Raw genomic sequence first — 20,654 nt, 5'->3', positions numbered from 1 at the left:
CGCTCCCATCTGCGGCCGAAAGCAGTCCAGTTGGCCCCTTTCTTCCCTGGTGCCCCGGCGGTGGCTCCGATAGCTTCCGGCGCACAGCTGCTGCATAGGGGAGAAACGCATGCGCAAAGCACTCGGATGGGTGCTGTCGCTCGTGGTGCTCATTGGCACGTTGAGCACGGCGGGAGCGGCCACCGCCGCGGACTCGGACTCCGCTGACATCAAGGACCAGTTGCTCGCCATACCGGGCGTGAGCCTGATCCAGGAGAAGCCGTACCCCGGCTACCGCTTCTTCGTCCTCAACTTCACCCAGCCCGTGGACCACCGGCACCCGTCCAAGGGCACGTTCCAGCAGCGGATCACCGTGCTGCACAAGGACACGGCCCGCCCGACGGTCTTCTACACCGGCGGCTACAGCGTCTCCACCAACCCCGGCCGCCGTGAGCCCACGCAGATCGTGGACGGCAACCAGGTCTCCATGGAGTACCGCTTCTTCAGCCCGTCGCGCCCCGACCCGGCCGACTGGTCCAAGCTGGACATCTGGCAGGCGGCAAGCGACCAGCACCGCATCTTCAAGGCGCTGAAGAAGATCTACGGCAAGAAGTGGATCTCCACCGGCGGTTCCAAGGGCGGCATGACCGCCACCTACTACGAGCGCTTCTACCCCAAGGACATGGACGGCGTCGTCGCGTACGTCGCGCCCAACGACGTCGTCAACAAGGAGGACTCGGCGTACGACCGGTTCTTCGCGAAGGTCGGCACCAAGGAGTGCCGCGACCGGCTGAACGCCGTGCAGCGCGAGGCCCTCGTCCGGCGTGAGCCGCTGGAGAAGAAGTACGCGGAGGTCGCCGCCGCCGAGGGCTTCACCTTCGACACGGTCGGCAGCCTCGACAAGGCGTACGAGGCCGTCGTCCTCGACTACGTGTGGGGCTTCTGGCAGTACAGCCTGCTCGCCGACTGCGACAGCGACGTCATCCCGAAGGACGCCAAGAAGGCCACGGACGACGAGATCTGGACGTCCATCGACACGATCTCCGGCTTCTCCTTCTACACCGACCAGGGCCTGGAGCCGTACACGCCGTACTACTACCAGGCCGGTACGCAGCTGGGCGCGCCCACGATCGACTTCCCGCACATCGAGAAGAAGTACATCCGCTACGGCTACCAGCCGCCCCGGAACTTCGTCCCGCGCGACATCAAGATGAGGTTCCAGCCGTACGCGATGCGGGACGTCGACACCTGGGTCCGCAACAACGCCAAGCAGATGCTCTTCGTCTACGGGCAGAACGACCCGTGGGGCGCCGAGCCGTTCCACCTGGGCAAGAAGGCCCGTGACTCGTACGTCTTCACGGTCCCCGGCGCCAACCACGGCGCCAATGTCGCCGGTCTCGTCGAGGGACAGAAGGACCTGGCCACGGCCCGCATCCTGAAGTGGGCGGGTGTCGCCCCGGCCGCCGTCCAGGCGGACCCGAGCAAGGCGAAGCCGCTGGCGAAGTTCGACTCCAAGCTCGACAAGCGGGACGTCGAGCGGGAGCCGGCGCTCCGGCCGTAACCGGTCTGTCCAGCTGATTCGAGCCCCGGTGCCGCCGCTTCGGTGGCACTGGGGCTCGGTCGTTCACACCGGCACCGCACAGCCCACCGGCCGGCTGCCGCTGCCCAGCCGCACATACAGCTCGGTCGTGGCCGGGCACCGCGCCTTCGCGTCGACGGCCGTCGTCACCTCGTACTCCGGGTCGTGCCTGCCACCGCCGTCGCAGGCCGTCTCGCGGACCTCGCCCCGCCCGGCCCCGTAGACGCAGTCGCCGACGATGGTGCGGGGCCCGCCCCCGCCGCCGGGATCGCCCGGATGCGGCGGCTGGAGCTTGCGCATACAGGCGTAGCCCTGCGGCACCGAACCGTCGCCGTCCTCGTCGTAGCCGTCCCGTTCGTCGGCGGACTCGCTGATGTGCAGGACGAAGTCGGTCGTCGGCGGGCAGAGCGGCCCCTGCCCCACCCGGCCGTCGTGCCGGGCCACGACCCGGGCGGCGGCCCGCTCGCCCGCGCAGGGCACCTCGGTGAAGCTGGTCGTCCCGAACGAACTGCACTCGTCGACCCCGAGGAACACCGTCCCGTACCCCGTCGGCCGGGTCGGCGCGGTCGTGGTCGCCGGCGCCTCGGGTTCCTCGCCCACCCCGCCCGACCAGGCCTGACATCCCGCGAGCAGGGCGACGGCCAGGACGACGGCAGCCGCCGGCACCCCGCCGCGCATCCTTCGAACGCGCCACACCCCTCGCATGCCCACCCCCCGATGAACCCCCGCCCAGCGTGACCCTGCGGAGCGGGCCACGCCAGACATACCGTGCGCTTTGCGACAGTTGGGGGGAGTGCGCGAGGTGTGCGGCGTAGATCCCGTACGTCAGCGGCTTTACGCCGAGGTCCGCAGGTCAGAGCCCGTACGTCAGGGTCCGTACGTCAGCCCGTGTCCGATCGGGTACAGCACCGCCGTCGGGTCGTCGGCCTCCTGCACCGGCACCGGCAGCTTCCCGCGCGGCGCGACCCGCCCGGCCAGCACCCGCGCCGCGGCCCGCACCTCGACGTCCGTCCAGGAGTACGCGGCCAAGTAGCCCTTCACTTGCGTCAGTTGGGCCACGTCGTACGGGTTGCGGACCGCGACGGCCACCACCGGCACCCCGGTGGCGATCAGCCGCTCGACCAGGGTCTTCTGCGGACTGCCCGCCGTCACGTTGTACGTCGCCACGACCACCGCATCCTTGCCCCCGGCCGCCGCCACGGCCTGGTCGATCAGGGCCGCCGTGGGGGCCGTACCCGTCGACAGGCCGGTGGTGGTGAAGCCGAGGGAGGCGAGTTCGGCGGCGAGGACGGCCGTGGGCGGTCCCGTGGTACCCGACGGGGACGCCGGATCGGCGCCGACCACCAGCACGTTGCGGTGCGTACGCCGGGACAGCGGCAGCAGCGGCCCCTCGTTGACCAGGAGCGTCGTGGTCCGCTCGGCGATCCGGTCGGCGGTGTCGAGATGCCGCCGGACGCCCACGACCCGGTCCACGCCCTCCTCGCTCACATACGGCCGCTCGAACAGCCCGAGCCGCGCCTTGAGCCGCAGGATCCGCAGCACCGACTCGTCCAGCCGCGCCTCGGTCAGCTCACCGGCCCGTACGGCGGCGAGGACCGCGTTCCACGCCACGTCGATCGAGGGCGGGTTGAGCAGCTGGTCCACCCCGGCCTTCAGCGCCAGCACCGGCACCTGGTCGTCGCCGTACTTCTCCCGTACGCCCTGCATGCCGAGCGAGTCGGTGACCACGACGCCGTCGTAGCCCAGCTCGCCGCGCAGGATGCCGGTGAGGATCGGGCGGGAGAGGGTGGCCGGGTCGCCGGAGGGGTCCAGGGCGGGGACCATGATGTGCGCGGTCATGATCGAGTCGATGCCGGCCCGGATCGCGGCGCGGAACGGCGGGGCGTCCAGGGTGGTCCACTGGGCCCGGGTGTGCTCGATGACCGGGAAGCCGTAGTGGCTGTCGACGGCCGTGTCCCCGTGCCCCGGGAAGTGCTTGGCGGTGGCGGCCACCCCGGCGCCCTGATAGCCCTTCACCTGCGCGGCGACCAGCCCCGCGACGGCCTCGGGGTCGGCGCCGAAGGAGCGGACGCCGATGACGGGGTTCGCCGGGTTGACGTTCACGTCGGCGACCGGCGCGTAGTCCTGCCGCACGCCGAGCGCGCGCAACTCCGCGCCCCCGATGCGCCCGGCCTCGCGGGCGTCGGCGATCGAACCCCCCGCTCCCAGGGCCATCGCCCCCGGCAGCAGCGTGGCGGGCTCGCCGATCCGGGCCACGGCGCCGTGCTCCTGGTCGGTGGAGACGAGTACGGGCAGGCCGCGGGGGAGGGCGAGGGAGGCGCGCTGGATGCCGTTGGAGAGGGCGGCGATCTGGTGCGGGTCGCGGGTGTTGTGCGCCCAGGAGAAGTAGATGATCCCGCCGACCCGGTACCGCGCCAGCAGCTCGGCGGCCGTCCGGACGCCGAGCTCCTGGAGGTTGGCGTCGATGTCGGCCTGGTCCGGCGCGGTCGCCGAGTGCCCGTAGACCCGCATCACGAAGAGCTGGCCGACCTTCTCTTCGAGGGTCATACGGGAGACGAGACGGCGGAGGGACGTGTCGTCGTGGGTGCCGCTGTCCGGTTCCGTGGGTCCGGCCTGTGCGTCGGTGCCGAGGGCCAGGGCCGTGGTGACGCCGGCCGTGGCGGCGAGAACGGTACGTCTGGAAGGCACGGGCGTCGCTCCTTTGAAGGAAACTTCCAAGAAGTCACGATTATCTGGAAAGTTTCTTCCGGTCAAGGGAGCGACGCACGGCGATACGTCAGGGGCCGTCACCGGCGCTGAGGAGGGGGGCGCGCCGGTGACGGCGTGCCGCCGGCCGCGTGCGGTGGAGAGGGTTGGTCAGCGATCGCAGCCAGCAGCGAGGCCGACACCGCACTGCGGGACTCATCCGGCGGCATGGGGGTTGGACGGGGTGGGGTGGGTTCGGGTTCCCCGGGGAGGGGTGATTTTCGGAAGTCGGTACGGCTGGGACGGGGGTGACGGGGGCGCCTTATGGGGTGGAGGGTGCGGGGTTCGTCGGCGGGTGCGGGCCGGTGGGGCCTTCTCGCGCAGTTCCCCGCGCCCCTGAAAAGCATCCCGCGCCCCTGAAAAGCATGGGCTGCGCCCGATGCTTTTCAGGCCCGCAGGGGCCTGGTCTTTTAGGGGCGCGGGGAACTGCGCGAGCAACCACGAACCACCCGCACCCGCCGACGAATCCGCACCCCCACCCCATGAGGCGCCCCCAAAGGTGTCCCGGGCGCACCCGGGGTCCAAAGGTCGGACACCCCGGCGCGCACCCACGGCCGAGGTCCAGCATGGCGGCATGCCCCTCGCGCACATCCCCGGTTCCAAGTCCATCACCGCCCGCGCCCTGTTCCTCGCGGCGGCAGCCGACGGCGTCACCACCCTCCTCAACCCCCTGCGGTCCGACGACACGGAGGGCTTCGCGGAGGGCCTGACCCGCCTCGGCTACCGCGTCGGCCGTACCCCGGACACCTGGCAGATCGACGGCCGCCCGCAGGGCCCCGCCGTCGCGGAGGCGGACGTGTACTGCCGCGACGGCGCCACCACCGCCCGCTTCCTGCCGACCCTCGCCGCCGCCGGCCACGGCACCTACCGCTTCGACGCCTCCCCCCAGATGCGCCGCCGCCCCCTCGCCCCGCTCTCCCGCGCCCTGCGCGACCTGGGCGTGGACCTGCGGCACGAGGAGGCGGAGGGCCACCACCCGCTGACCGTCGTCGCCCACGGAGTGACCGGCGGCGAAGTGACCCTGGACGCCGGTCAGTCCTCCCAGTACCTGACCGCCCTGCTCCTCCTCGGCCCCCTCACCCGCGACGGCCTGCGCGTCCGGGTCACCGACCTGGTCTCGGAGCCGTACGTCGACATCACGACGGCGATGATGCGGTCCTTCGGCGCGGAGGTGAGCCGCGAGGGCGACACCTACGCCGTGGCGCCCGGCGGCTACCGGGCGACGACGTACGCCGTCGAACCCGACGCCTCCACCGCGAGCTACTTCTTCGCCGCGGCGGCCCTCACCGGCACCGAGGTCACCGTCCCCGGCCTCGGCACCGGCGCCCTCCAGGGCGACCTGCGCTTCGTGGACGTACTGCGCCGGATGGGCGCGCGGGTGGAGGTGACCGAGGACCGTACGACCGTGACCGGCACCGGCGAACTCCGTGGCCTGACCGTCAACATGCGGGACATCTCCGACACCATGCCCACCCTCGCCGCGATCGCCCCCTTCGCCTCCGGCCCGGTCCGGATCGAGGACGTGGCGAACACCCGGGTCAAGGAGTGCGACCGGCTGGACGCCTGCGCGGAGAACCTCCGGCGGCTGGGCGTGCGGGTCACCACGGGCCCCGACTGGATCGAGATCGAGCCGGGCCCGCCGACCCAGGGCACGGACATCAAGACCTACGGCGACCACCGCATCGTCATGTCCTTCGCCGTGACCGGCCTACGCACCCCCGGCATCACCTTCGACGACCCCGGCTGCGTACGGAAGACGTTCCCGGCCTTCCACGACGCGTTCGCGAAACTCGCACTACCCTCCCGACCATGACCGCCCCCACCTCCACCCCCACCCCCACCATCCTCGCCACCTCGGGCGGCCACCGTGTCGGTGACCGCACCCGGGTGACGTTCCACTCCCTCGTGCACCACGCGGTGGAGCTGTCGGGGGTGAACGGGCGGCGGCCGAAGGTCATGTACGTCGGTACGGCGATCGGGGACGCCGAGCACATGACCGCGCGGATGAGCGAGGCGGCGCGGGTGGCGGGCTTCGATCTGACGCCGCTCGCGCTCTTCCCGATGCCGAACATCGAGGACATCGAGGCGGCCGTCCTCGAACAGGACGTCGTCTGGGTCATGGGCGGCTCGGTCGCCAACCTGCTGGCCGTCTGGCGTGTCCACGGACTCGACGCGATCCTCCGGCGGGCCTGGCGCTCCGGCGTCGTCCTCAGCGGCGTCAGCGCGGGCTCGCTCTGCTGGTTCCGGGGCGGCACGACGGACTCCTTCGGCCCCCAACTCCGCCCGGTGACCGACGCGTTGGGATTCCTTCCCTACGGCAACGGCGTCCACTACGACGTCGACGAGGGCCGCCGCCCCCTGACCCACCGCCTCGTCGCCGACGGCACGCTGCCCGAGACCCACTGCACGGACGACGGCGTCGGCCTCGTCTACCACGGCACCCGCCTGGTGGAGGCTGTCGCCGAACTCCCGGGCAAGGGCGCGTACATCGTGCGGCGAGAGGGTGACGCGACGGTGGAGGAACGCGTGGAGCCCCGGCTGTTGCGCGAGCCGGGCGCCTGATAGCTCGGGGGTGCGGGTACGTCTGGCGGCTGCAGCTCCGGTGGGGCTACTCGCGCAGTTCCCCGCGCCCCTGAAAAGCAGGGGCTACGCCCCGTGCTTTTCCTCCCCGCCCCCGGCCGCCGTCCTCCCCGCCACCGGCCGCCTTGCAGGGCTGCGGGGGGCTGGTCTTTCAGGCCCGCAGGGGCCTGGTTTTTTAGGGGCGCGGGGAACTGCGCGAGAAGCCCCACCGGGCCCGCGCCCGAAAACGAACCCCACTCACCACGGCTGGACCCGAGGCCCGGTCCCCTGGGGCTCCGGTGGGGCGGCCCGGCGGGTCCCGGGGTCGAAGAGGGAGCCGGGGGAGTCGTGGTCCGGGTGCTGGAGGGGCACGTCGGGGCGGTCCGCGCGCCAGGGGCCACGAGGCGGCTCCCGCCGCTCCCGCCCACGCCCGGCACCCGCACGGTCCCAGTCGCCCTCCCCCAGCACGAGCATCGGGTCGAACATCACGACCACCCCCGCGAGGAGCAGGAAGATGACCGGCCCGATCAGCATCGGCAGCAGGATCGACGTGGGCGGTTCCCCGGTGAACGTGCCACCGGTCGTGCCGTGCAGATGCACCCCCACCGCCGCCATCCCCGTGTAGTGCATGCCGGACACCGCGACCCCCATCACCAGGCTGGCCCCCAGGCTGGTGAGGAACCCCCGGATCGACACGGCCGCCCAGAGCGCGGCGGTCGCGGCGGCGATGGCGATGCCCACGGAGAGGGCGACGACGGCGATGTCGTACTGGATGTAGCCGTTCAACTGGATGGCCGCCATGCCCAGATAGTGCATCGCGGCCACCCCGAGGCCCGTGACGCAGCCCGCCGAGCACAGCGTGGACGTGCTGACACCGCGGTACCCCACGGCGAAGACCCCGATGCCGACGACCGCGATGGCGACGGCGAGGCTGAGCACGGTCAGCCCCACGTCGTAGCGGATCGGGCTCTCCTGCACCCGGAAGCCGACCATCGCGATGAAGTGCATGGTCCAGATGCCGCACCCGATGCACGCGGCGCCGAGCGCCAGCCAACCCGGCTTCCAGGACTGCTCGTTGTAGACCGACCTGACCACACAGCGCAGTCCGAGCGCCGCGCCCAGGCAGGCCATGACATAGGCGGCCACCGGGGTGACCACACCGTAACTGAAACCGTCGACCGTGCCTTGCATATGCCAAATCCCCCCGATACATGGCCAGTTACGCATGGCTGTTGCGGGAGGTAAGTCTGCTGTAAGCGCATACCGCAGCGCTCCGTTTTACGAGAGTTACTGTCGGTAATTGCTCGGCGGGTGATCGACTTCAGGCGGTTTGTGTCCTGTCGCCGGCCCTACGCCGCGTCGTTGAGGAGTCGCCCGAGGTGCTCCCGACCGGCCGCGAGCAGCTCCGGCAGCGGCGCGGCCTCCTCGTACCACCGCTTCTCGTACTCCCAGCAGAGCCAGCCGTCCCAGTCCTTGCGGGAGAGGAGGTCGACGCACTCGCCGAGCGGGAGGACGCCCGCGCCGAGCGCGAGCGGGGTGGTGTCCTCGGCGGAGGCGATGTCCTTGACCTGGACGTAGCCGAGGAAGGGGGAGAGGGCCGCGTAGGACTCGGCGGGCTGCTCGCCGCCGAGCCAGGTGTGCATCACGTCCCAGAGCGAGCCGACGCTGCCGTGGCCGACCGGCCCGAGCACGCGGATCGCGTCGGCGCCGGTGCGGTGCGAGTCATGGGTCTCCAGCAGCACGCGTACGCCCCGGTCGGCCGCGTCCTCCGCCGCCGTGCCGAGCCGCCGGGCGGCGATCGCGTCGGCCTCCTCCCGGCTCTGGCCGCCGTCCAGGTCGGCGCCGGGGAAGACGCGGATGTAGGGCGCCCCCAGGTCACGGGCGAGGTCGAGCAGGCCGCGGATCTCGTCGAGCACGGGGCCGTCCTCGCCCGGCGCGGCGACCCGCGCGTATCCGGCGAGGCCGAGGAGTTCCACGCCCGCCGCCTTGAACTCGGCGGCCACGGCGGCTCGTTCGTCCGCCCCGATGCCGGGATGCACCGGCTCCTCGGGGTGGGCGCGCAGCTCTACGCCGTGATAGCCGTGTGTGACGGCGAGCTGGAGGACGTCGGTGAGGGGGAGGCCGGGGACACCGAGGGTGGAGAACGCGAGTTTCATGCCTTCGGACCGTACACGTCACACGTCAGCGGGTCATGTGCTGCCCGGACCCGGCCGCGTTCCCCTGACGGGACTCCTCGCCCAGCTCCAGGTGCCAGTCCTGGCCCACCAGGTCCACGCCGAAGGAACGGTGGGGCTTCTCGGCGACGAGGGTGAAGCCGTGGCGCTGGTAGACGCGGCGGGCTGCGGCGAGGCAGTCGTTGGTCCACAGGACGACCTCGCGGTAGCCGGTCTCGCGGGCGAAGTCGACGACGGCCCCCACGAGGCGGTCGCCGATACGCAGCCCCCGCGCCTCCGGCTCGACGAGCAGCAGCCGCAGCCGCGCGACCCCGGGCGCCTCGTCCCGTACGCACATCACGCACCCCACCGGCCGCCCGTCCACCTCGGCGATCCACAGCCGCTCCCGCTCCGGGTCCCGGTGCTCGGCGTAGTCCGCGACGATCCGCGCCACCAGCGCCTCGTAGTCCCCGTCGAACCCGTACTCCGCCGCGTACAGCGCCGCGTTGCGCTGCACGATCCAGCCGAGGTCGCCGGGGAGCGGCCCGCGCAGCCGTACGTCGTCGGGGCCCGGCGTGCGACGGCGGTCGCCGAGGATCGTGCGGATGTCGCCCATCGCCTCGGTCAGCCGGGGGCGGTCGGCGGGCGGCACGGTCGACAGCAGCGACCCCACCGCCTCGTCGGACCGCTCGCCGAGCAGCGCGGCGGTCTCGCGTCCGCGCGCGGTGAGCGTCACCCGCCGCCGCCGCGGGTCGCGCGCCGACCGGGCCCGCTCCACCAGCCCGTCCTTCTCGAACTTCGCCAGCAGCCGGCTCAGATACCCCGAGTCGAGCGACAGCTCGGCCCGCAGCTCCGCCACCTCGGCCCGCGCCGTGTGCGCCAGCTCCCACAGCACGCGCGCCTCGGTGAGCGTGTAGGGGGCGTACACCTGGCGGCCGTAGTCCAGCGCGCCGATCACGTTCGTGTAGAAGCGGTTGAACGCGCGGATGTCGTGCACGGTCATGACCGATCGCCCCCTTGTGGCCGCCGGCGCTTGGCCGTCCGACCGTCTCATTATCTCTGACTCAGTCAGGAGAATAGCTGACTGAGTCAGAGATAGTCGACGGGGGGCCGGGGCGGTCAACGGGCCCGGCGGCGGTGGCTGGTGTCGCACCAGGGATAGATCCGGCTGCGACGGCACGTGCACAGCGCCACGCGGAACCGGTCCGACGCCACGGTGGTCCCGTCCTCCAGGGTGACCTCGACCGGGCCCTCGACCAGGAGGGGGCCGGGGCGCTGGAGGGTGATGCGGCGAGGTTCGGCGGGAGTGTTCGGCATGGTGGTCACCGCTCCTTGTTCTGGTCGGACGGGTGGAGGACGTGAGGCGGCGACCGTGAGGCGGCGACCGTGAGGCGGCGACCGTGCGGACGTCGTCAAACCGGAGTGCTCTGGACCGGTGTGCTCTGGGCCGGTGTGCTCTGGGCCGGTGTGCTCTGGACCCGCGTGCTCAGACCGGCGTGCGGAGCGACGACCGGCCCTCCCGCCACGCGCCGAGAAGGTGGGTGCTGAGGGCGTCCTCCAGGTGGTTGGTGGCGTCGACGCCGAAGGCCACGTCGGCGTCCAGCTGCGGTTCCTCCTCCAGGAGCCCGGCGACGACCTCCTGCCGGACGACCTGCTCGTGTACGGCGTCGGCCTCGACGTGCTCGTCGTAGAAGTGCTCGGCGGCGGCACCGGCCCCGGTCCGCCGCATCGCGCGGGCGAGCCGCCGGGAGCCGGGGGAGGAGGTGATCTCGACGGTCGCGAAGTGTCCGACGAGGGCGCCGCGCAGGGCGCGGTGCAGCCCGAAGAGGGACATCAGGTTCACCAGGGCGAGCGCCTCGGCGCCGGCGGCGTCCACATAGTGGCCGTACTCCGGGTCGAGCCCCAGATCGGTCATGAGTTCGGCGAAGAGCCGCGCGTGCACGCGGTCGGCCCGGCCCCCGCCGAACTCGTCGAACTCCACGGCCGCCATCCCCGCCTTCGCCCGCCCCCACAGCCGGGGCAGCACCCAGGCGTGCGGGTCGGCCTCCTTGAGGTGGTAGAGCGAGCGCTGTGCCGCGTACTCCCGGACCTGCCACAGCTCGCCCCGGTCCTGGAGGAAATCACCGACTCCGCCGCCCCCGTCGCCGCCCGCCGGTTCCACGAGCAGCTCGTCCAGGGCCTCGCGGGCGCTCACGTGCCGGGTCGCCCGGTCGCGCAGGCTCTCCAGGAACGGCCACTCCAGGGCCGCCCGGCAGCGCAGCAGCTCCGGGTCCCATTCGAGGTCGGCGTCGACGTCGGCGAAGCCGCGGTAGTGCAGTTCGTAGCAGAGGTAGAGCGCCAGCTGAAGATCCTCACCGAAGGGGTCGGCCCCGGCGATCACACGGCTGTCGGGCGGCGCCCCCGCCCTCCGCAGACACCCCAGAACAGCAGCCGACACCCGCCCCCTGCCCTCCGGCAACACCGGCCCCACGACCTGCCTCTCCATACACCCCGAGTACCCACGATCCCCACGCGCTCACGTCCACCCACACGACTACGCGGAGCCCACCCGGCACGTGCGCGCCCGCGGCGTGTGGCGCTCACGCCGAAGGGGGCTCCCCGCCCCCGGGGCCCCTCCCGCAGAAGCAGGCTTGCCTCTCACGGGGCTCGCGTGGCGCGTGGGCGGACGCGGCTCCTGGCGCTCATGCCGAGGGGGGCTTGCCGCTCATGGGGCTCGCGTGGCGCGTGTGCGGCCGCGGCGAAGGTGGCGCTCGCGTCGCAGGAGTTTCCCCGCTCCCGGGGCCCGGCATGGCGCTGGCGCGGACCCACCCTGCGGCGCTCACGCCGAACAGCTTCCCCCCTCGCGCCGCAGGGGCCTGCCGCCCCCGGGGCCCGCACGGTGCTCGCACGGACCCACCCGGTGGCGCTCACGACGAAGGAGCTACCCCGTTCCCGGGGCCCCTCGCGCCGAAGGGGGCTTGCCGCCCCCGGGGCGCTCGCGCGGATGCGGCCGGTGGCGCTCATGCCGAAGGGCCTTCACGCTCACGGGGCCCGCGCGGTCCTTGCACTGACCCGGCCGACGACGCTCACGTCGGACGGGCTTCCCGCCCGTGGGGCCCGCCCGGTGCTCGCGGCCGGTGGCGCTTACGCCGCAGGAGTTTCCCCGTTCCCGTGGCCCGGCATGGCGCTCGCGCGGACCCACCCTGCGGCGCTCACGCCGAACAGCTTCCCCCTGCGGCGCTCACGCCGAACAGCTTCCCCCTGCGGCGCTCACGCCGAACAGCTTCCCCCTGCGGCGCTCACGCCGAACAGCTTCCCCGCTCGCGCCGGTGGGGGCTTGGCCGCTCACGGACCCCGCTCGCGCCGAAGGGGGCTCCCCGCTCACGGACCCCGCTCGCGCCGAAGGGGGCTCCCCGCTCTCGGGAGCCCCCTTCCGTTGCGCGGACTTACATGCCGTCGCGCCGTGCCGACCGCTGCGTCTCCCGGACGCGCTCCTCCGCCTTGCCCTTCATCTTCTTGGCCTCGCCGCGCGCCTGCTGCATCTTGCCCTCGGCCTGCTGCTGGCGGTCGCCGGTGACCTTGCCGGTCATCTCCTTGGCCTTGCCCTTGATCTTGTCCATGCTGCCCTTGTCCTTGGCGGCCATGGTTACTCCTTGGTGGGGGGTGAAGTGCCTTGCCCGCCCAACGTACGGCGGACCGGTGACCCTCGCGCGCCGAACGGTCACAGAGGGTGAGGGGGGCCGTCCGACCCCTCCCGCCGGGCCGGAACCACCGACCCCCCGGAGAAGTCCGCTGAAGCATGGAGCAATTCTTCTACGGCGTCCTCTTCCTGACCCTCACCCTCGCGCCTTTCGGCACCCCCCTGGTCGTCCTGGCCTCGGCCGGGGCGTTGGCCCTGCGTGCGCGAAGACGGTGGTCGGGCGGTGGACGGCGTGGCCTGCCGGACGCCGGCTCCTGCGCGCTGCTCGCGATCGGCACCGGCGCGGCGGCGCTCGGTGCGTACGCGTACGGCGTGATGAGCGGCTTCTACATCCTGGACCCGGATCAGATGTGCGCGGCCTCCGGCGCCAGCGGAGAGTACGTGGTGACCCGGATGACCCTGCCGGTCAGCGTGCAGTGCGTCACGGAGGAGGGTGTGGGAACCGAACTCGTCCCCACCTGGGTCAACCCGACCGTCTTCGGAGGCATCGCCCTGTGCGTACTCACCCTGGGCGCAACCGCCTTCCAAGGACTCCGCGGATCCCCGCCCCGACCCGGTTCGGCCCCGACCGAACCCCCAACCCCGCCCGAAACGGCCCCGACCCAATCCCCAACCCGGCCCGAAATCACCCCGACCGGCACCCCAACCCGGCCCGAAACGGCCCCGACCGACCCCCCGCCCCCCTCAACCCGCCCCGAAGCCCCGTGAGTCGACGCCCCGTGAGTCGACGCCCCCCTCACGACCCGGCCCTCACGACCCGGCCCACGCGCCCCGGCCCCCGCAATGTGCCCCCCCGCGACCCGGCCCACCCCGACCGATCCCGCCACCCCATCGCAGCCCACCGCCGCAGCTCACCGCCGCAGCTCACCGCCGCAGCTCACCGCCGCAGCCCACCCCACCGCAGCCCACCCCACCCCGGCCCACTTCCCCCGAGGCTCCAACACCCCCGCCTCAGGCCCCCCGAGGCCCCCACGCCCCCAAGCCCCAAGCAACCAGACGCCCCCAAAGCCCCCGCCTCAGGCCCCCCGAGGCCCCACGCCCCAAGCAACCAGACGCCCCCAAAGCCCCCGCCTCAGGCCCCCCGAGGCCCCACGCCCCAAGCAACCAGACGCCCCCAACACCCCCACCTCACACCTCAACCCCCCCGAGGCCCCCCACTAGACCCCCGCACCATCAACTCCCCCCGAACCGTGGCGATCCCCCCATACGGCGGCTCCTCCCGCCCCATCGCGATCCGCCCGGCCCGCGCCCCCGCCTCCGACAGCGGCAACCGCACCGTCGTCAGCGCGGGCACCGCGTCGATGCTGAAGGGAAGATCGTCGAACCCGGCCACCGACACATCGTCAGGAATCCGCAGCCCCGAGTCCCGCAGCGCCGCACACGCCCCCAGCGCCACCGTGTCGTTGGCGGCGACCACGGCCGTCAGCGACGGGTCCCGCCGCAGCAGCTCCAGCGTCGCCTCGTACCCGGAGAGCCGGTCGTAGCGGCCGTACACGGTCCAGCGGGGGTCGTCCTCGATACCGGCCGCGGCCAGCGCCGCGCGATGCCCCTCCAGCCGGTGCCGGGTGGTCGTCCGCTCCTGCGGCCCCGCGATGTAGCCGAGCCGCCGATGCCCGAGCCCGATCAGATGCTCGGTGAGCAACTGCCCGCCGCCCCGGTTGTCGAAGGTGATCGCGATGGCCTCCGGCGTGGGCGGCCGCCCGCACAGCACCACACGCGTCCCGGCCTCCGCCAGCTTCCGCAGCTTGTTGCCGACGGCGGCCAGATGTGCCGGATCCTCGATGGCCCCACCCGTCAGTACGACGGCCGCGGCCCGCTGCCGCTGCAGCAGCGTGAGATATGTCAGCTCACGCTCCGGGGAGCCGCCCGTGTTGCACACCACACCCAGTCGCTCCCCGCCCGCGCGCCCGCCCGGCCCGCCGATCTCGGACTGGATGGCCGCGGCCATGATCCCGAAGAAGGGGTCGGCGATGTCGTTGACCAGGATGCCGACGAGGTCGGAGGTGGCGGCGGCGAGCGCGCTGGCGGGACCGTTGAGCACGTAGTCCAGCTCGTCCACCGCCTTCAGCACCCGCTCGCGCGTGGAAGCGGCCACCGGGTAGTTCCCGTTGAGCACCCGGGAGACGGTCGCGGGCGACACCTGCGCACGGGCCGCCACGTCCGCCAGGGTCACAGTCATCGTTGCTCGTCCTCCGGTGCGCGAGTGCGTATGCGTGTGCATAGGCGTATCGATTCGGGCTGTCGATTCGGGCTGTCGGGGAACCATACGACCGCGACCACTGTTCGCCCCCTCGAACAGCCCGCCGTTCGCCCCCTCGAACAACTCGACCCCCTCACGGTCTTGTCCAGACCGCTGCTCAGAGGCTAGCTTCTCATCAGATAGAAAGCGCTTGCTGGGACGCTCACCTTTCGTCGGGCGTACGCGGCGCCGGACGCGTACGCGAAAAACGAACGCACCCCGAACGCACACCAACGAAAGGAAACGGCCGTGACGCGCAGAACCGTACGGATCGCCATGAACGGCGTGACCGGGCGCATGGGCTACCGCCAGCACCTGGTCCGCTCGATCCTCGCCATCCGCGAGCAGGGCGGTCTGGACCTCGGTGACGGCACCGTGCTGTGGCCGGAGCCGATCCTCGTCGGCCGGCGCGAGCACGCGCTGAAGGCGCTCGCCGAGCAGCACGGACTGGACCCGGCGAACGTCTCCACCGACGTGGACGCGGTCCTCGCCGACCCGACCGTCGAGATCTACTTCGACGCCCAGGTCACCTCGGCCCGCGAGGAGGCGATCAAGAAGGCGATCGCGGCGGGCAAGCACATCTACACCGAGAAGCCGACCGCCACCGGCCTCGACGGCGCCCTGGAGCTGGCCCGGCTCGCGAACGCCGCCGGCATCAAGCACGGCGTCGTCCAGGACAAGCTGTTCCTCCCGGGCCTGCTGAAGCTGAAGCGCCTCATCGACGGCGGCTTCTTCGGCCGCATCCTCTCCATCCGGGGCGAGTTCGGCTACTGGGTCTTCGAGGGCGACTGGCAGGAGGCCCAGCGCCCCTCCTGGAACTACCGCGCGGAGGACGGCGGCGGCATCGTCGTCGACATGTTCCCGCACTGGGAGTACGTGCTGCACGAGCTGTTCGGCCGCGTGAAGTCCGTCCAGGCCCTCACCGCCACGCACATCCCGCAGCGCTGGGACGAGCAGGACAAGCCCTACGACGCCACCGCCGACGACGCCGCGTACGGCATCTTCGAGCTGGACGGCGGCGCGATCGCCCAGATCAACTCCTCCTGGACCGTCCGCGTCAACCGCGACGAGCTGGTCGAGTTCCAGGTCGACGGCACCGAGGGCTCGGCGGTCGCCGGTCTGCGCAACTGCCGCGTCCAGCACCGCTCCGCCACCCCCAAGCCGGTGTGGAACCCCGACATCCCCGCCACCTACTCCTTCCGCGACCAGTGGCAGGAGGTGCCGGACAACGCCGAGTTCGACAACGGCTTCAAGGCGCAGTGGGAGCTGTTCTTCAAGCACGTGTACGCCGACGCGCCCTACCACTGGGACCTGCTGGCCGGCGCGCGCGGTGTCCAGCTCGCCGAGCTGGGCCTGAAGTCCTCGGCCGAGGGTGTCCGTCTCGACGTCCCGGAGATCCAGCTGTGACGATCCAACTCCCGGACGGAAACGGCGGGTTCAAGGCCTACGCCCCGCGTACCGAACCCCTGGCGGTGTCCCCCGGCACCGCCCTCACCTCCCGTACGGTCTTCTCGGCGGCGCACGTCGTCGCGGACCCCTTCGCGGACGTGTCCCCGGACTCCCCGGCGGCCGTCGACTGGGACGCCACCCTCGCCTTCCGCCGCCACCTGTGGTCGCACGGCCTCGGGGTCGCCGAGGCGATGGACACCGCGCAGCGCGGTATGGGCCTCGACTGGGCGGGCGCGGCGGAGCTGATCCGCCGCAGCGCGGCCGAGGCGAAGTCGGTCGGCGGTCTGATCGCCTGCGGCGTCGGCACCGACCAGCTCACCGACCCGGCGACGGCCTCCCTCGCGGAGATCCGCAAGGCGTACGAGGAGCAGCTGGCGCTCGTCGAGGAGTCGGGCGCCCAGGCGATCCTGATGGCCTCGCGCGCGCTGGCGGCGGCGGCCCAGGGCCCCGAGGACTACCTGGAGATCTACGGCCACCTGCTCCGCCAGGCCACCGAGCCGGTCGTGCTGCACTGGCTCGGCCCGATGTTCGACCCGGCGCTGGACGGCTACTGGGGCTCCTCGGACCTCGACACGGCCACCGAGACCTTCCTCGCCGTGATCGCCGCCCACCCGGACAAGGTCGACGGCATCAAGGTCTCCCTGCTGGACGCCCAGCGCGAGATCGACATCCGCCGCAGGCTCCCCCAGGGCGTCCGCTGCTACACGGGCGACGACTTCAACTACCCCGAGCTGATCGCGGGCGACGAGAAGGGCTTCAGCCACGCCCTCCTCGGCATCTTCGACCCGCTGGGCCCGCTGGCGGCCCAGGCGGTCCGCGTCCTGGACACGGGTGACACGAAGGGCTTCCGGGACCTCCTGGACCCGACCGTCGAACTCTCCCGCCACCTCTTCCAGACCCCGACCCGCTTCTACAAGACGGGTGTCGTCTTCCTGGCGTGGCTGGCCGGTCACCAGTCGCACTTCACGATGGTCGGCGGCCTGCAGTCGGCCCGCTCCCTCCCGCACTTCGCGCGCGCCTACGAACTCGCCGACGGCCTGGGCCTGTTCCCGGACCCGGCGCTGGCGGAGACCCGCATGAAGAACCTGCTCTCCCTGTACGGAGTGGCCCAGTGAGCGCCCTCGGAGATCTGTCCCGTTTCTCCATCAACCAGATGACGGTCAAGCAGCTGTCGATGCCCGAACTGGTCGATGGCTGCACCGAGTTGGGCATCCCGGGCGTGGGCCTGTGGCGCGAGCCGGTGGCGGAGTACGGCCTGGAGGCCACCGCCAAGCTGGTCCGCGACGCGGGTCTGTCGGTCACCACCCTCTGCCGGGGCGGCTTCTTCACGGCGATCGACCCGGCCGAGCGGGCGGCGGCGCTGGCCGACAACCGCAAGGCGATCGACGAGGCCGCGACCCTGGGCACGGACACCCTGGTCCTGGTCTCCGGCGGCCTCCCGTCCGGCTCGAAGGACCTGCACGGCGCACGCGAACGCATCGCGGACGCCCTGTCGGAGCTGGGCCCGTACGCCGCCTCCAACGGCGTGCGCCTGGCCATCGAGCCCCTCCACCCCATGTTCGCCTCGGACCGCTGCGTGGTGTCCACGCTGGGCCAGGCCCTGGACATCGCGGAGCGCTTCCCGGCGGACCAGGTGGGCGTGACGGTCGACACGTACCACATCTGGTGGGACGACACGGCCCCGGCGGCGATCGCCCGCGCGGGCGCGACCGGCCGCATCCACACCTTCCAACTCGCCGACTGGATCACCCCGTTGCCCCAGGGCGTCCTCACCGGCCGCGGCCAGATCGGCGACGGCGCGATCGACATGCGCGAGTGGAAGTCCTACGTCGAGGCGGCGGGCTACACCGGCCCCATCGAGGTCGAACTCTTCAACGACGACCTGTGGGTGGGCGACGGACACGCGCTGCTCGCCCAGACGGCCCGGCGGTTCGTGGAGCACGCGGCCTAGTCGTTGGGCGGCGAGCCGGGCGAGAGGTCGGCGCCGGGCTCGCCGCCGACAGGCGTATACGTCACGTATACTCGGCACATGGCCGACGTCATGATCCGCGTGCCCGCCGAAGTCCGTGACCAGCTCGCCGCCGTGGCCGAGGCCCGGGGGACGAGTCTTCGTGCCCTCATGCAGGACATAGCCGCTCAGACACTGACCCCCGAGCAGATCAGGGAACGCGCCGACCGCACCCGGGCCCTGCTCGCCGAACGCTTCGGGCACGACGTGTCCGAGGAGGAGTCGGCCGAGATGCGGCGCAGGATGCGGGAGGCCACGGCTGCCCACCGGGCCGCTCTCGCGCAGGTGGAGTCGTCGAGTTGAGCCAGGTCGAGCACTATGTTCTCGACGCGCCCACGCTCGTGGCGCTGGGTGGCGACAAGCAGGTCTCCGGCCTCATCCATGCCGCCGCGGCGAGTGACGATGTCCGTCTGTGGGTGCCTGTCCTGTGCCTTCTGGAAGCAGAGCGCCGTCGTGCGGGCATGGTCGACCACGTGGGTGTCCTGGTGGACGTGCTGTCCATCGTCGACGATGACTACGCCATGGCCGTGACGGTTGCCGACCTGGGCCGAACGGGAATCGCCCAGGACACCTCGGCCGCCGTTCACGCGGCGAGGCCCAACCAGACCCTTCCGGCAGGGGCGTTGATCGCCACGGTGGAACCGGATGGGTACGAGGGACTCGGAGTCGCAGTCATGGACCTGAGGCGCTGACCGGCGGTGATCCACAGAATGCCCGAGGTGCGCGTCTCCTACCGGTCTCTCACAGAATGCGGGCCATGAGTGCCACGACCGCGGTGAAGGTGAGGAAGAAGATCACGGTCTGCCTGGTGGTCAGCCTCTCCCACGGTCGGCCCGAACGCGCCCGCTCCTGCCGGCGCCTGATGTGACCGGCGAAGACGACCCGCATCAGCGCCAGACCGAGTGCGGTGGCGGTGAACAGCGGCAGGGCTATGGGATCCCCGTCGGCCTCCTCGGACGGAGCGCTCAGCCCCACGGAGACGGCCGCCGCCAGGACGGGCACGACCGCCTTCCACCAGTCCTTCCTCGCGGGGAGCAACGACGCGAGCGCCACGGCCAGGGCGACCCCGGCCACGGCGGCGGCGATCCACCACTCGGTACGGGAGAAATGAGAGGTGAGCATGGACTCCTCGCCGATGACGGGCACGGCCATCGCCGGCCGTGCGGGAGCGCGCGGGCCCGGGGGACCGCCGCGGTCCTACTGGATCACGCCCGCTCAGCCGGCGTCATCACCCGTGCGTTCACGAGTACGTTGCCGACCGGTCCACCCCGCCTCCCCCACGACCCCCGCCCGTGCGCGGTACTCCATCGGCGACACCCCGTACGCGCTCCGGAACGCCCGCGTGAAGTCGGAGGCGCGGACCAGGCCCCAGCGGGCGGCGATGGTGTGGATGGGCGTGGCGGCCAGCGCCGGGTCCGCGAGGTCGCGGCGGGCGCCCGCGAGACGCTGGCCGCGGATCCACGCCGCGACCGTCTCCCCGGGGCTGTCCTCCTGGAACAGCCGGTGCAGATAGCTCAGCGAGATGTGATGCGCCGCCGCTATCACCGGAGGCGTCAACTCCGGGTCGTGCAGGTTCTGCCGGACGAACGCCCGTATCCGCGTCGTCAGCGCCCGCTGCCGCGTCTCCGGCTGCAACGCGTCCTCCGCCTCCAGCACCTGCGCGAACCAGGCGGACAGCAGATCGAGCAGTACGGTGCCCAGCCGGGGCGCGTCGGACGGCTGGAGCGAGTCGGACTGCTGCTCCAGGCCGGTGAGGAACCCCGTCAGCAGGGCACCCACCCCCTCCCGCCCCGACAGCCGCCGCCCCAGCAACTGCCCGATCCGGGCAGGCGGCAACGGCAGCAGCGCCTTCGGGAAGTCCACGCCGACGCCCGTGATCACCTGACGGCCCAGACCGTCCGGCGGGCACACGTCGTACGGCTGTGACGTGTCGCTCACCCACAGATCGCTCGGCCCGTACACCTCGGCCCGCCCCACATGCTCGAACCCCAGCCCGCCGCCGAGGACCAGCGACAGGTGGTACATCTCCGGGTCGGACTGCCGCACCAGTTTCTCGGTACGCCGGAACCCCGTCGGCAGATGCGCCGTCGGCCACACCAGCATCGGCCCCAGCGCCATCAGCCGCTGCCGCGCCCAGAAGTCATGAGCGAACTCGCTGCTCATCTCGCTGGGCGCGATGGCCAGGTGCGTCAACTCCCGCCAGTAGTCGAACCGGTGCTCGACGGGCACGTCGTCGCTCCGGAACACGGTGCCGATCACGGTGC

Annotated in this window: 20 protein-coding genes; 9 read left to right on the top strand and 11 right to left on the bottom strand. The window is 72.1% G+C overall.

Annotation, left to right across the window (positions count from 1 at the left end; genetic code table 11):
* Positions 1 to 109: 109 nt before the first annotated feature.
* Positions 110 to 1,540 (top strand): S28 family serine protease, encoded by a 1,431-nt coding sequence (locus ACZ7MG_RS17915; RefSeq protein ID WP_471379699.1) that lies wholly within the window; start codon positions 110 to 112, stop codon positions 1,538 to 1,540.
* A 63-nt stretch (positions 1,541 to 1,603) separates the two neighbouring features.
* Here the strand turns inward: ACZ7MG_RS17915 and ACZ7MG_RS17910 are convergent, their stop codons facing one another.
* Both ACZ7MG_RS17910 and ACZ7MG_RS17905 read right to left on the bottom strand, forming a co-directional pair.
* Positions 1,604 to 2,263: a hypothetical protein gene (locus ACZ7MG_RS17910; protein WP_471379701.1), complete on the bottom strand. Its 660-nt coding sequence runs from the start codon at positions 2,261 to 2,263 to the stop codon at positions 1,604 to 1,606.
* 162 nt (positions 2,264 to 2,425) lie between these two features.
* A complete protein-coding gene (locus ACZ7MG_RS17905; RefSeq protein WP_471379702.1) occupies positions 2,426 to 4,246 on the bottom strand; it encodes a glycoside hydrolase family 3 protein in 1,821 nt (606 codons plus the stop codon).
* A 631-nt stretch (positions 4,247 to 4,877) separates the two neighbouring features.
* Between ACZ7MG_RS17905 and aroA the strand changes: the two genes are divergently transcribed.
* Positions 4,878 to 6,116, top strand: coding sequence for a 3-phosphoshikimate 1-carboxyvinyltransferase (gene aroA / locus ACZ7MG_RS17900; RefSeq protein ID WP_471379703.1), 1,239 nt, complete (start codon positions 4,878 to 4,880; stop codon positions 6,114 to 6,116).
* Positions 6,113 to 6,865, top strand: coding sequence for a Type 1 glutamine amidotransferase-like domain-containing protein (locus ACZ7MG_RS17895; RefSeq protein WP_471379705.1), 753 nt, complete (start codon positions 6,113 to 6,115; stop codon positions 6,863 to 6,865). Before aroA ends, ACZ7MG_RS17895 begins: the two co-directional genes overlap by 4 nt.
* Positions 6,866 to 7,120: 255 nt before the next feature.
* Here the strand turns inward: ACZ7MG_RS17895 and ACZ7MG_RS17890 are convergent, their stop codons facing one another.
* The 6 genes from ACZ7MG_RS17890 to ACZ7MG_RS17865 form a co-directional block, all read right to left on the bottom strand.
* Positions 7,121 to 8,053, bottom strand: coding sequence for an MHYT domain-containing protein (locus ACZ7MG_RS17890; protein ID WP_471379706.1), 933 nt, complete (start codon positions 8,051 to 8,053; stop codon positions 7,121 to 7,123).
* A gap of 158 nt (positions 8,054 to 8,211) precedes the next feature.
* Positions 8,212 to 9,018 (bottom strand): sugar phosphate isomerase/epimerase family protein, encoded by an 807-nt coding sequence (locus ACZ7MG_RS17885; protein ID WP_471379707.1) that lies wholly within the window; start codon positions 9,016 to 9,018, stop codon positions 8,212 to 8,214.
* A gap of 25 nt (positions 9,019 to 9,043) precedes the next feature.
* Positions 9,044 to 10,018, bottom strand: coding sequence for a bifunctional helix-turn-helix transcriptional regulator/GNAT family N-acetyltransferase (locus ACZ7MG_RS17880; protein WP_471379708.1), 975 nt, complete (start codon positions 10,016 to 10,018; stop codon positions 9,044 to 9,046).
* Positions 10,019 to 10,134: 116 nt separating this feature from the next.
* Positions 10,135 to 10,332 (bottom strand): CDGSH iron-sulfur domain-containing protein, encoded by a 198-nt coding sequence (locus ACZ7MG_RS17875; RefSeq protein WP_471379710.1) that lies wholly within the window; start codon positions 10,330 to 10,332, stop codon positions 10,135 to 10,137.
* 169 nt (positions 10,333 to 10,501) lie between these two features.
* A complete protein-coding gene (locus tag ACZ7MG_RS17870) occupies positions 10,502 to 11,500 on the bottom strand; it encodes an iron-containing redox enzyme family protein (RefSeq protein ID WP_471379712.1) in 999 nt (332 codons plus the stop codon).
* Positions 11,501 to 12,440: 940 nt separating this feature from the next.
* Complete coding sequence (locus ACZ7MG_RS17865) at positions 12,441 to 12,638, bottom strand: CsbD family protein (RefSeq protein WP_471379714.1); 198 nt, start codon at positions 12,636 to 12,638, stop codon at positions 12,441 to 12,443.
* A 155-nt stretch (positions 12,639 to 12,793) separates the two neighbouring features.
* Between ACZ7MG_RS17865 and ACZ7MG_RS17860 the strand changes: the two genes are divergently transcribed.
* On the top strand, positions 12,794 to 13,402 hold the full coding sequence (locus ACZ7MG_RS17860) for a hypothetical protein (protein ID WP_471379715.1): 609 nt from the start codon (positions 12,794 to 12,796) through the stop codon (positions 13,400 to 13,402).
* Between the two features lie 427 nt (positions 13,403 to 13,829).
* Here ACZ7MG_RS17860 and ACZ7MG_RS17855 read toward each other — a convergent pair whose 3' ends face one another.
* Complete coding sequence (locus tag ACZ7MG_RS17855; RefSeq protein ID WP_471379716.1) at positions 13,830 to 14,873, bottom strand: LacI family DNA-binding transcriptional regulator; 1,044 nt, start codon at positions 14,871 to 14,873, stop codon at positions 13,830 to 13,832.
* Positions 14,874 to 15,182: 309 nt separating this feature from the next.
* Between ACZ7MG_RS17855 and ACZ7MG_RS17850 the strand changes: the two genes are divergently transcribed.
* From ACZ7MG_RS17850 to ACZ7MG_RS17830, 5 genes are all read left to right on the top strand, one after another.
* On the top strand, positions 15,183 to 16,340 hold the full coding sequence (locus tag ACZ7MG_RS17850; RefSeq protein ID WP_471379717.1) for a Gfo/Idh/MocA family protein: 1,158 nt from the start codon (positions 15,183 to 15,185) through the stop codon (positions 16,338 to 16,340).
* Entirely contained in the window at positions 16,337 to 17,497 is a 1,161-nt protein-coding gene (locus tag ACZ7MG_RS17845; protein WP_471379718.1) for a dihydrodipicolinate synthase family protein, read from the top strand. The genes ACZ7MG_RS17850 and ACZ7MG_RS17845 overlap by 4 nt, the downstream gene beginning before the upstream one ends.
* Before the next feature lie 38 nt (positions 17,498 to 17,535).
* Positions 17,536 to 18,333: a sugar phosphate isomerase/epimerase family protein gene (locus tag ACZ7MG_RS17840; protein ID WP_471380528.1), complete on the top strand. Its 798-nt coding sequence runs from the start codon at positions 17,536 to 17,538 to the stop codon at positions 18,331 to 18,333.
* A 78-nt stretch (positions 18,334 to 18,411) separates the two neighbouring features.
* Positions 18,412 to 18,693 (top strand): Arc family DNA-binding protein, encoded by a 282-nt coding sequence (locus ACZ7MG_RS17835; RefSeq protein ID WP_471379720.1) that lies wholly within the window; start codon positions 18,412 to 18,414, stop codon positions 18,691 to 18,693.
* Complete coding sequence (locus tag ACZ7MG_RS17830) at positions 18,690 to 19,082, top strand: PIN domain-containing protein (protein ID WP_471379721.1); 393 nt, start codon at positions 18,690 to 18,692, stop codon at positions 19,080 to 19,082. Before ACZ7MG_RS17835 ends, ACZ7MG_RS17830 begins: the two co-directional genes overlap by 4 nt.
* A 49-nt stretch (positions 19,083 to 19,131) precedes the next feature.
* On the opposite strand, the gene ACZ7MG_RS17825 is transcribed toward ACZ7MG_RS17830, so the two are convergent.
* A complete protein-coding gene (locus tag ACZ7MG_RS17825; RefSeq protein ID WP_471379722.1) occupies positions 19,132 to 19,512 on the bottom strand; it encodes a hypothetical protein in 381 nt (126 codons plus the stop codon).
* Between the two features lie 93 nt (positions 19,513 to 19,605).
* Positions 19,606 to 20,649 carry a helix-turn-helix domain-containing protein gene (locus ACZ7MG_RS17820; RefSeq protein ID WP_471379724.1) on the bottom strand — a complete coding sequence of 348 codons (1,044 nt, stop codon included), beginning with the start codon at positions 20,647 to 20,649 and terminating at the stop codon, positions 19,606 to 19,608.
* Positions 20,650 to 20,654 lie beyond the last annotated feature (5 nt).

The organism is Streptomyces sp. NPDC107538, from assembly GCF_055657445.1.
This window is presented reverse-complemented; position numbering and strand designations above follow the sequence as displayed.

Coding starts and splice junctions, on each gene's coding strand:
- ACZ7MG_RS17915 (WP_471379699.1), top strand. CDS start 110: ATGCGCAAAGCACTCGGATGGGTGCTGTCGCTCGTGGTGCTCATTGGC.
- ACZ7MG_RS17910 (WP_471379701.1), bottom strand. CDS start 2,263: ATGCGAGGGGTGTGGCGCGTTCGAAGGATGCGCGGCGGGGTGCCGGCG.
- aroA (WP_471379703.1), top strand. CDS start 4,878: ATGCCCCTCGCGCACATCCCCGGTTCCAAGTCCATCACCGCCCGCGCC.
- ACZ7MG_RS17895 (WP_471379705.1), top strand. CDS start 6,113: ATGACCGCCCCCACCTCCACCCCCACCCCCACCATCCTCGCCACCTCG.
- ACZ7MG_RS17890 (WP_471379706.1), bottom strand. CDS start 8,053: ATGCAAGGCACGGTCGACGGTTTCAGTTACGGTGTGGTCACCCCGGTG.
- ACZ7MG_RS17885 (WP_471379707.1), bottom strand. CDS start 9,018: ATGAAACTCGCGTTCTCCACCCTCGGTGTCCCCGGCCTCCCCCTCACC.
- ACZ7MG_RS17880 (WP_471379708.1), bottom strand. CDS start 10,018: ATGACCGTGCACGACATCCGCGCGTTCAACCGCTTCTACACGAACGTG.
- ACZ7MG_RS17875 (WP_471379710.1), bottom strand. CDS start 10,332: ATGCCGAACACTCCCGCCGAACCTCGCCGCATCACCCTCCAGCGCCCC.
- ACZ7MG_RS17870 (WP_471379712.1), bottom strand. CDS start 11,500: ATGGAGAGGCAGGTCGTGGGGCCGGTGTTGCCGGAGGGCAGGGGGCGG.
- ACZ7MG_RS17865 (WP_471379714.1), bottom strand. CDS start 12,638: ATGGCCGCCAAGGACAAGGGCAGCATGGACAAGATCAAGGGCAAGGCC.
- ACZ7MG_RS17860 (WP_471379715.1), top strand. CDS start 12,794: ATGGAGCAATTCTTCTACGGCGTCCTCTTCCTGACCCTCACCCTCGCG.
- ACZ7MG_RS17855 (WP_471379716.1), bottom strand. CDS start 14,873: ATGACTGTGACCCTGGCGGACGTGGCGGCCCGTGCGCAGGTGTCGCCC.
- ACZ7MG_RS17840 (WP_471380528.1), top strand. CDS start 17,536: ATGACGGTCAAGCAGCTGTCGATGCCCGAACTGGTCGATGGCTGCACC.
- ACZ7MG_RS17835 (WP_471379720.1), top strand. CDS start 18,412: ATGGCCGACGTCATGATCCGCGTGCCCGCCGAAGTCCGTGACCAGCTC.
- ACZ7MG_RS17825 (WP_471379722.1), bottom strand. CDS start 19,512: ATGCTCACCTCTCATTTCTCCCGTACCGAGTGGTGGATCGCCGCCGCC.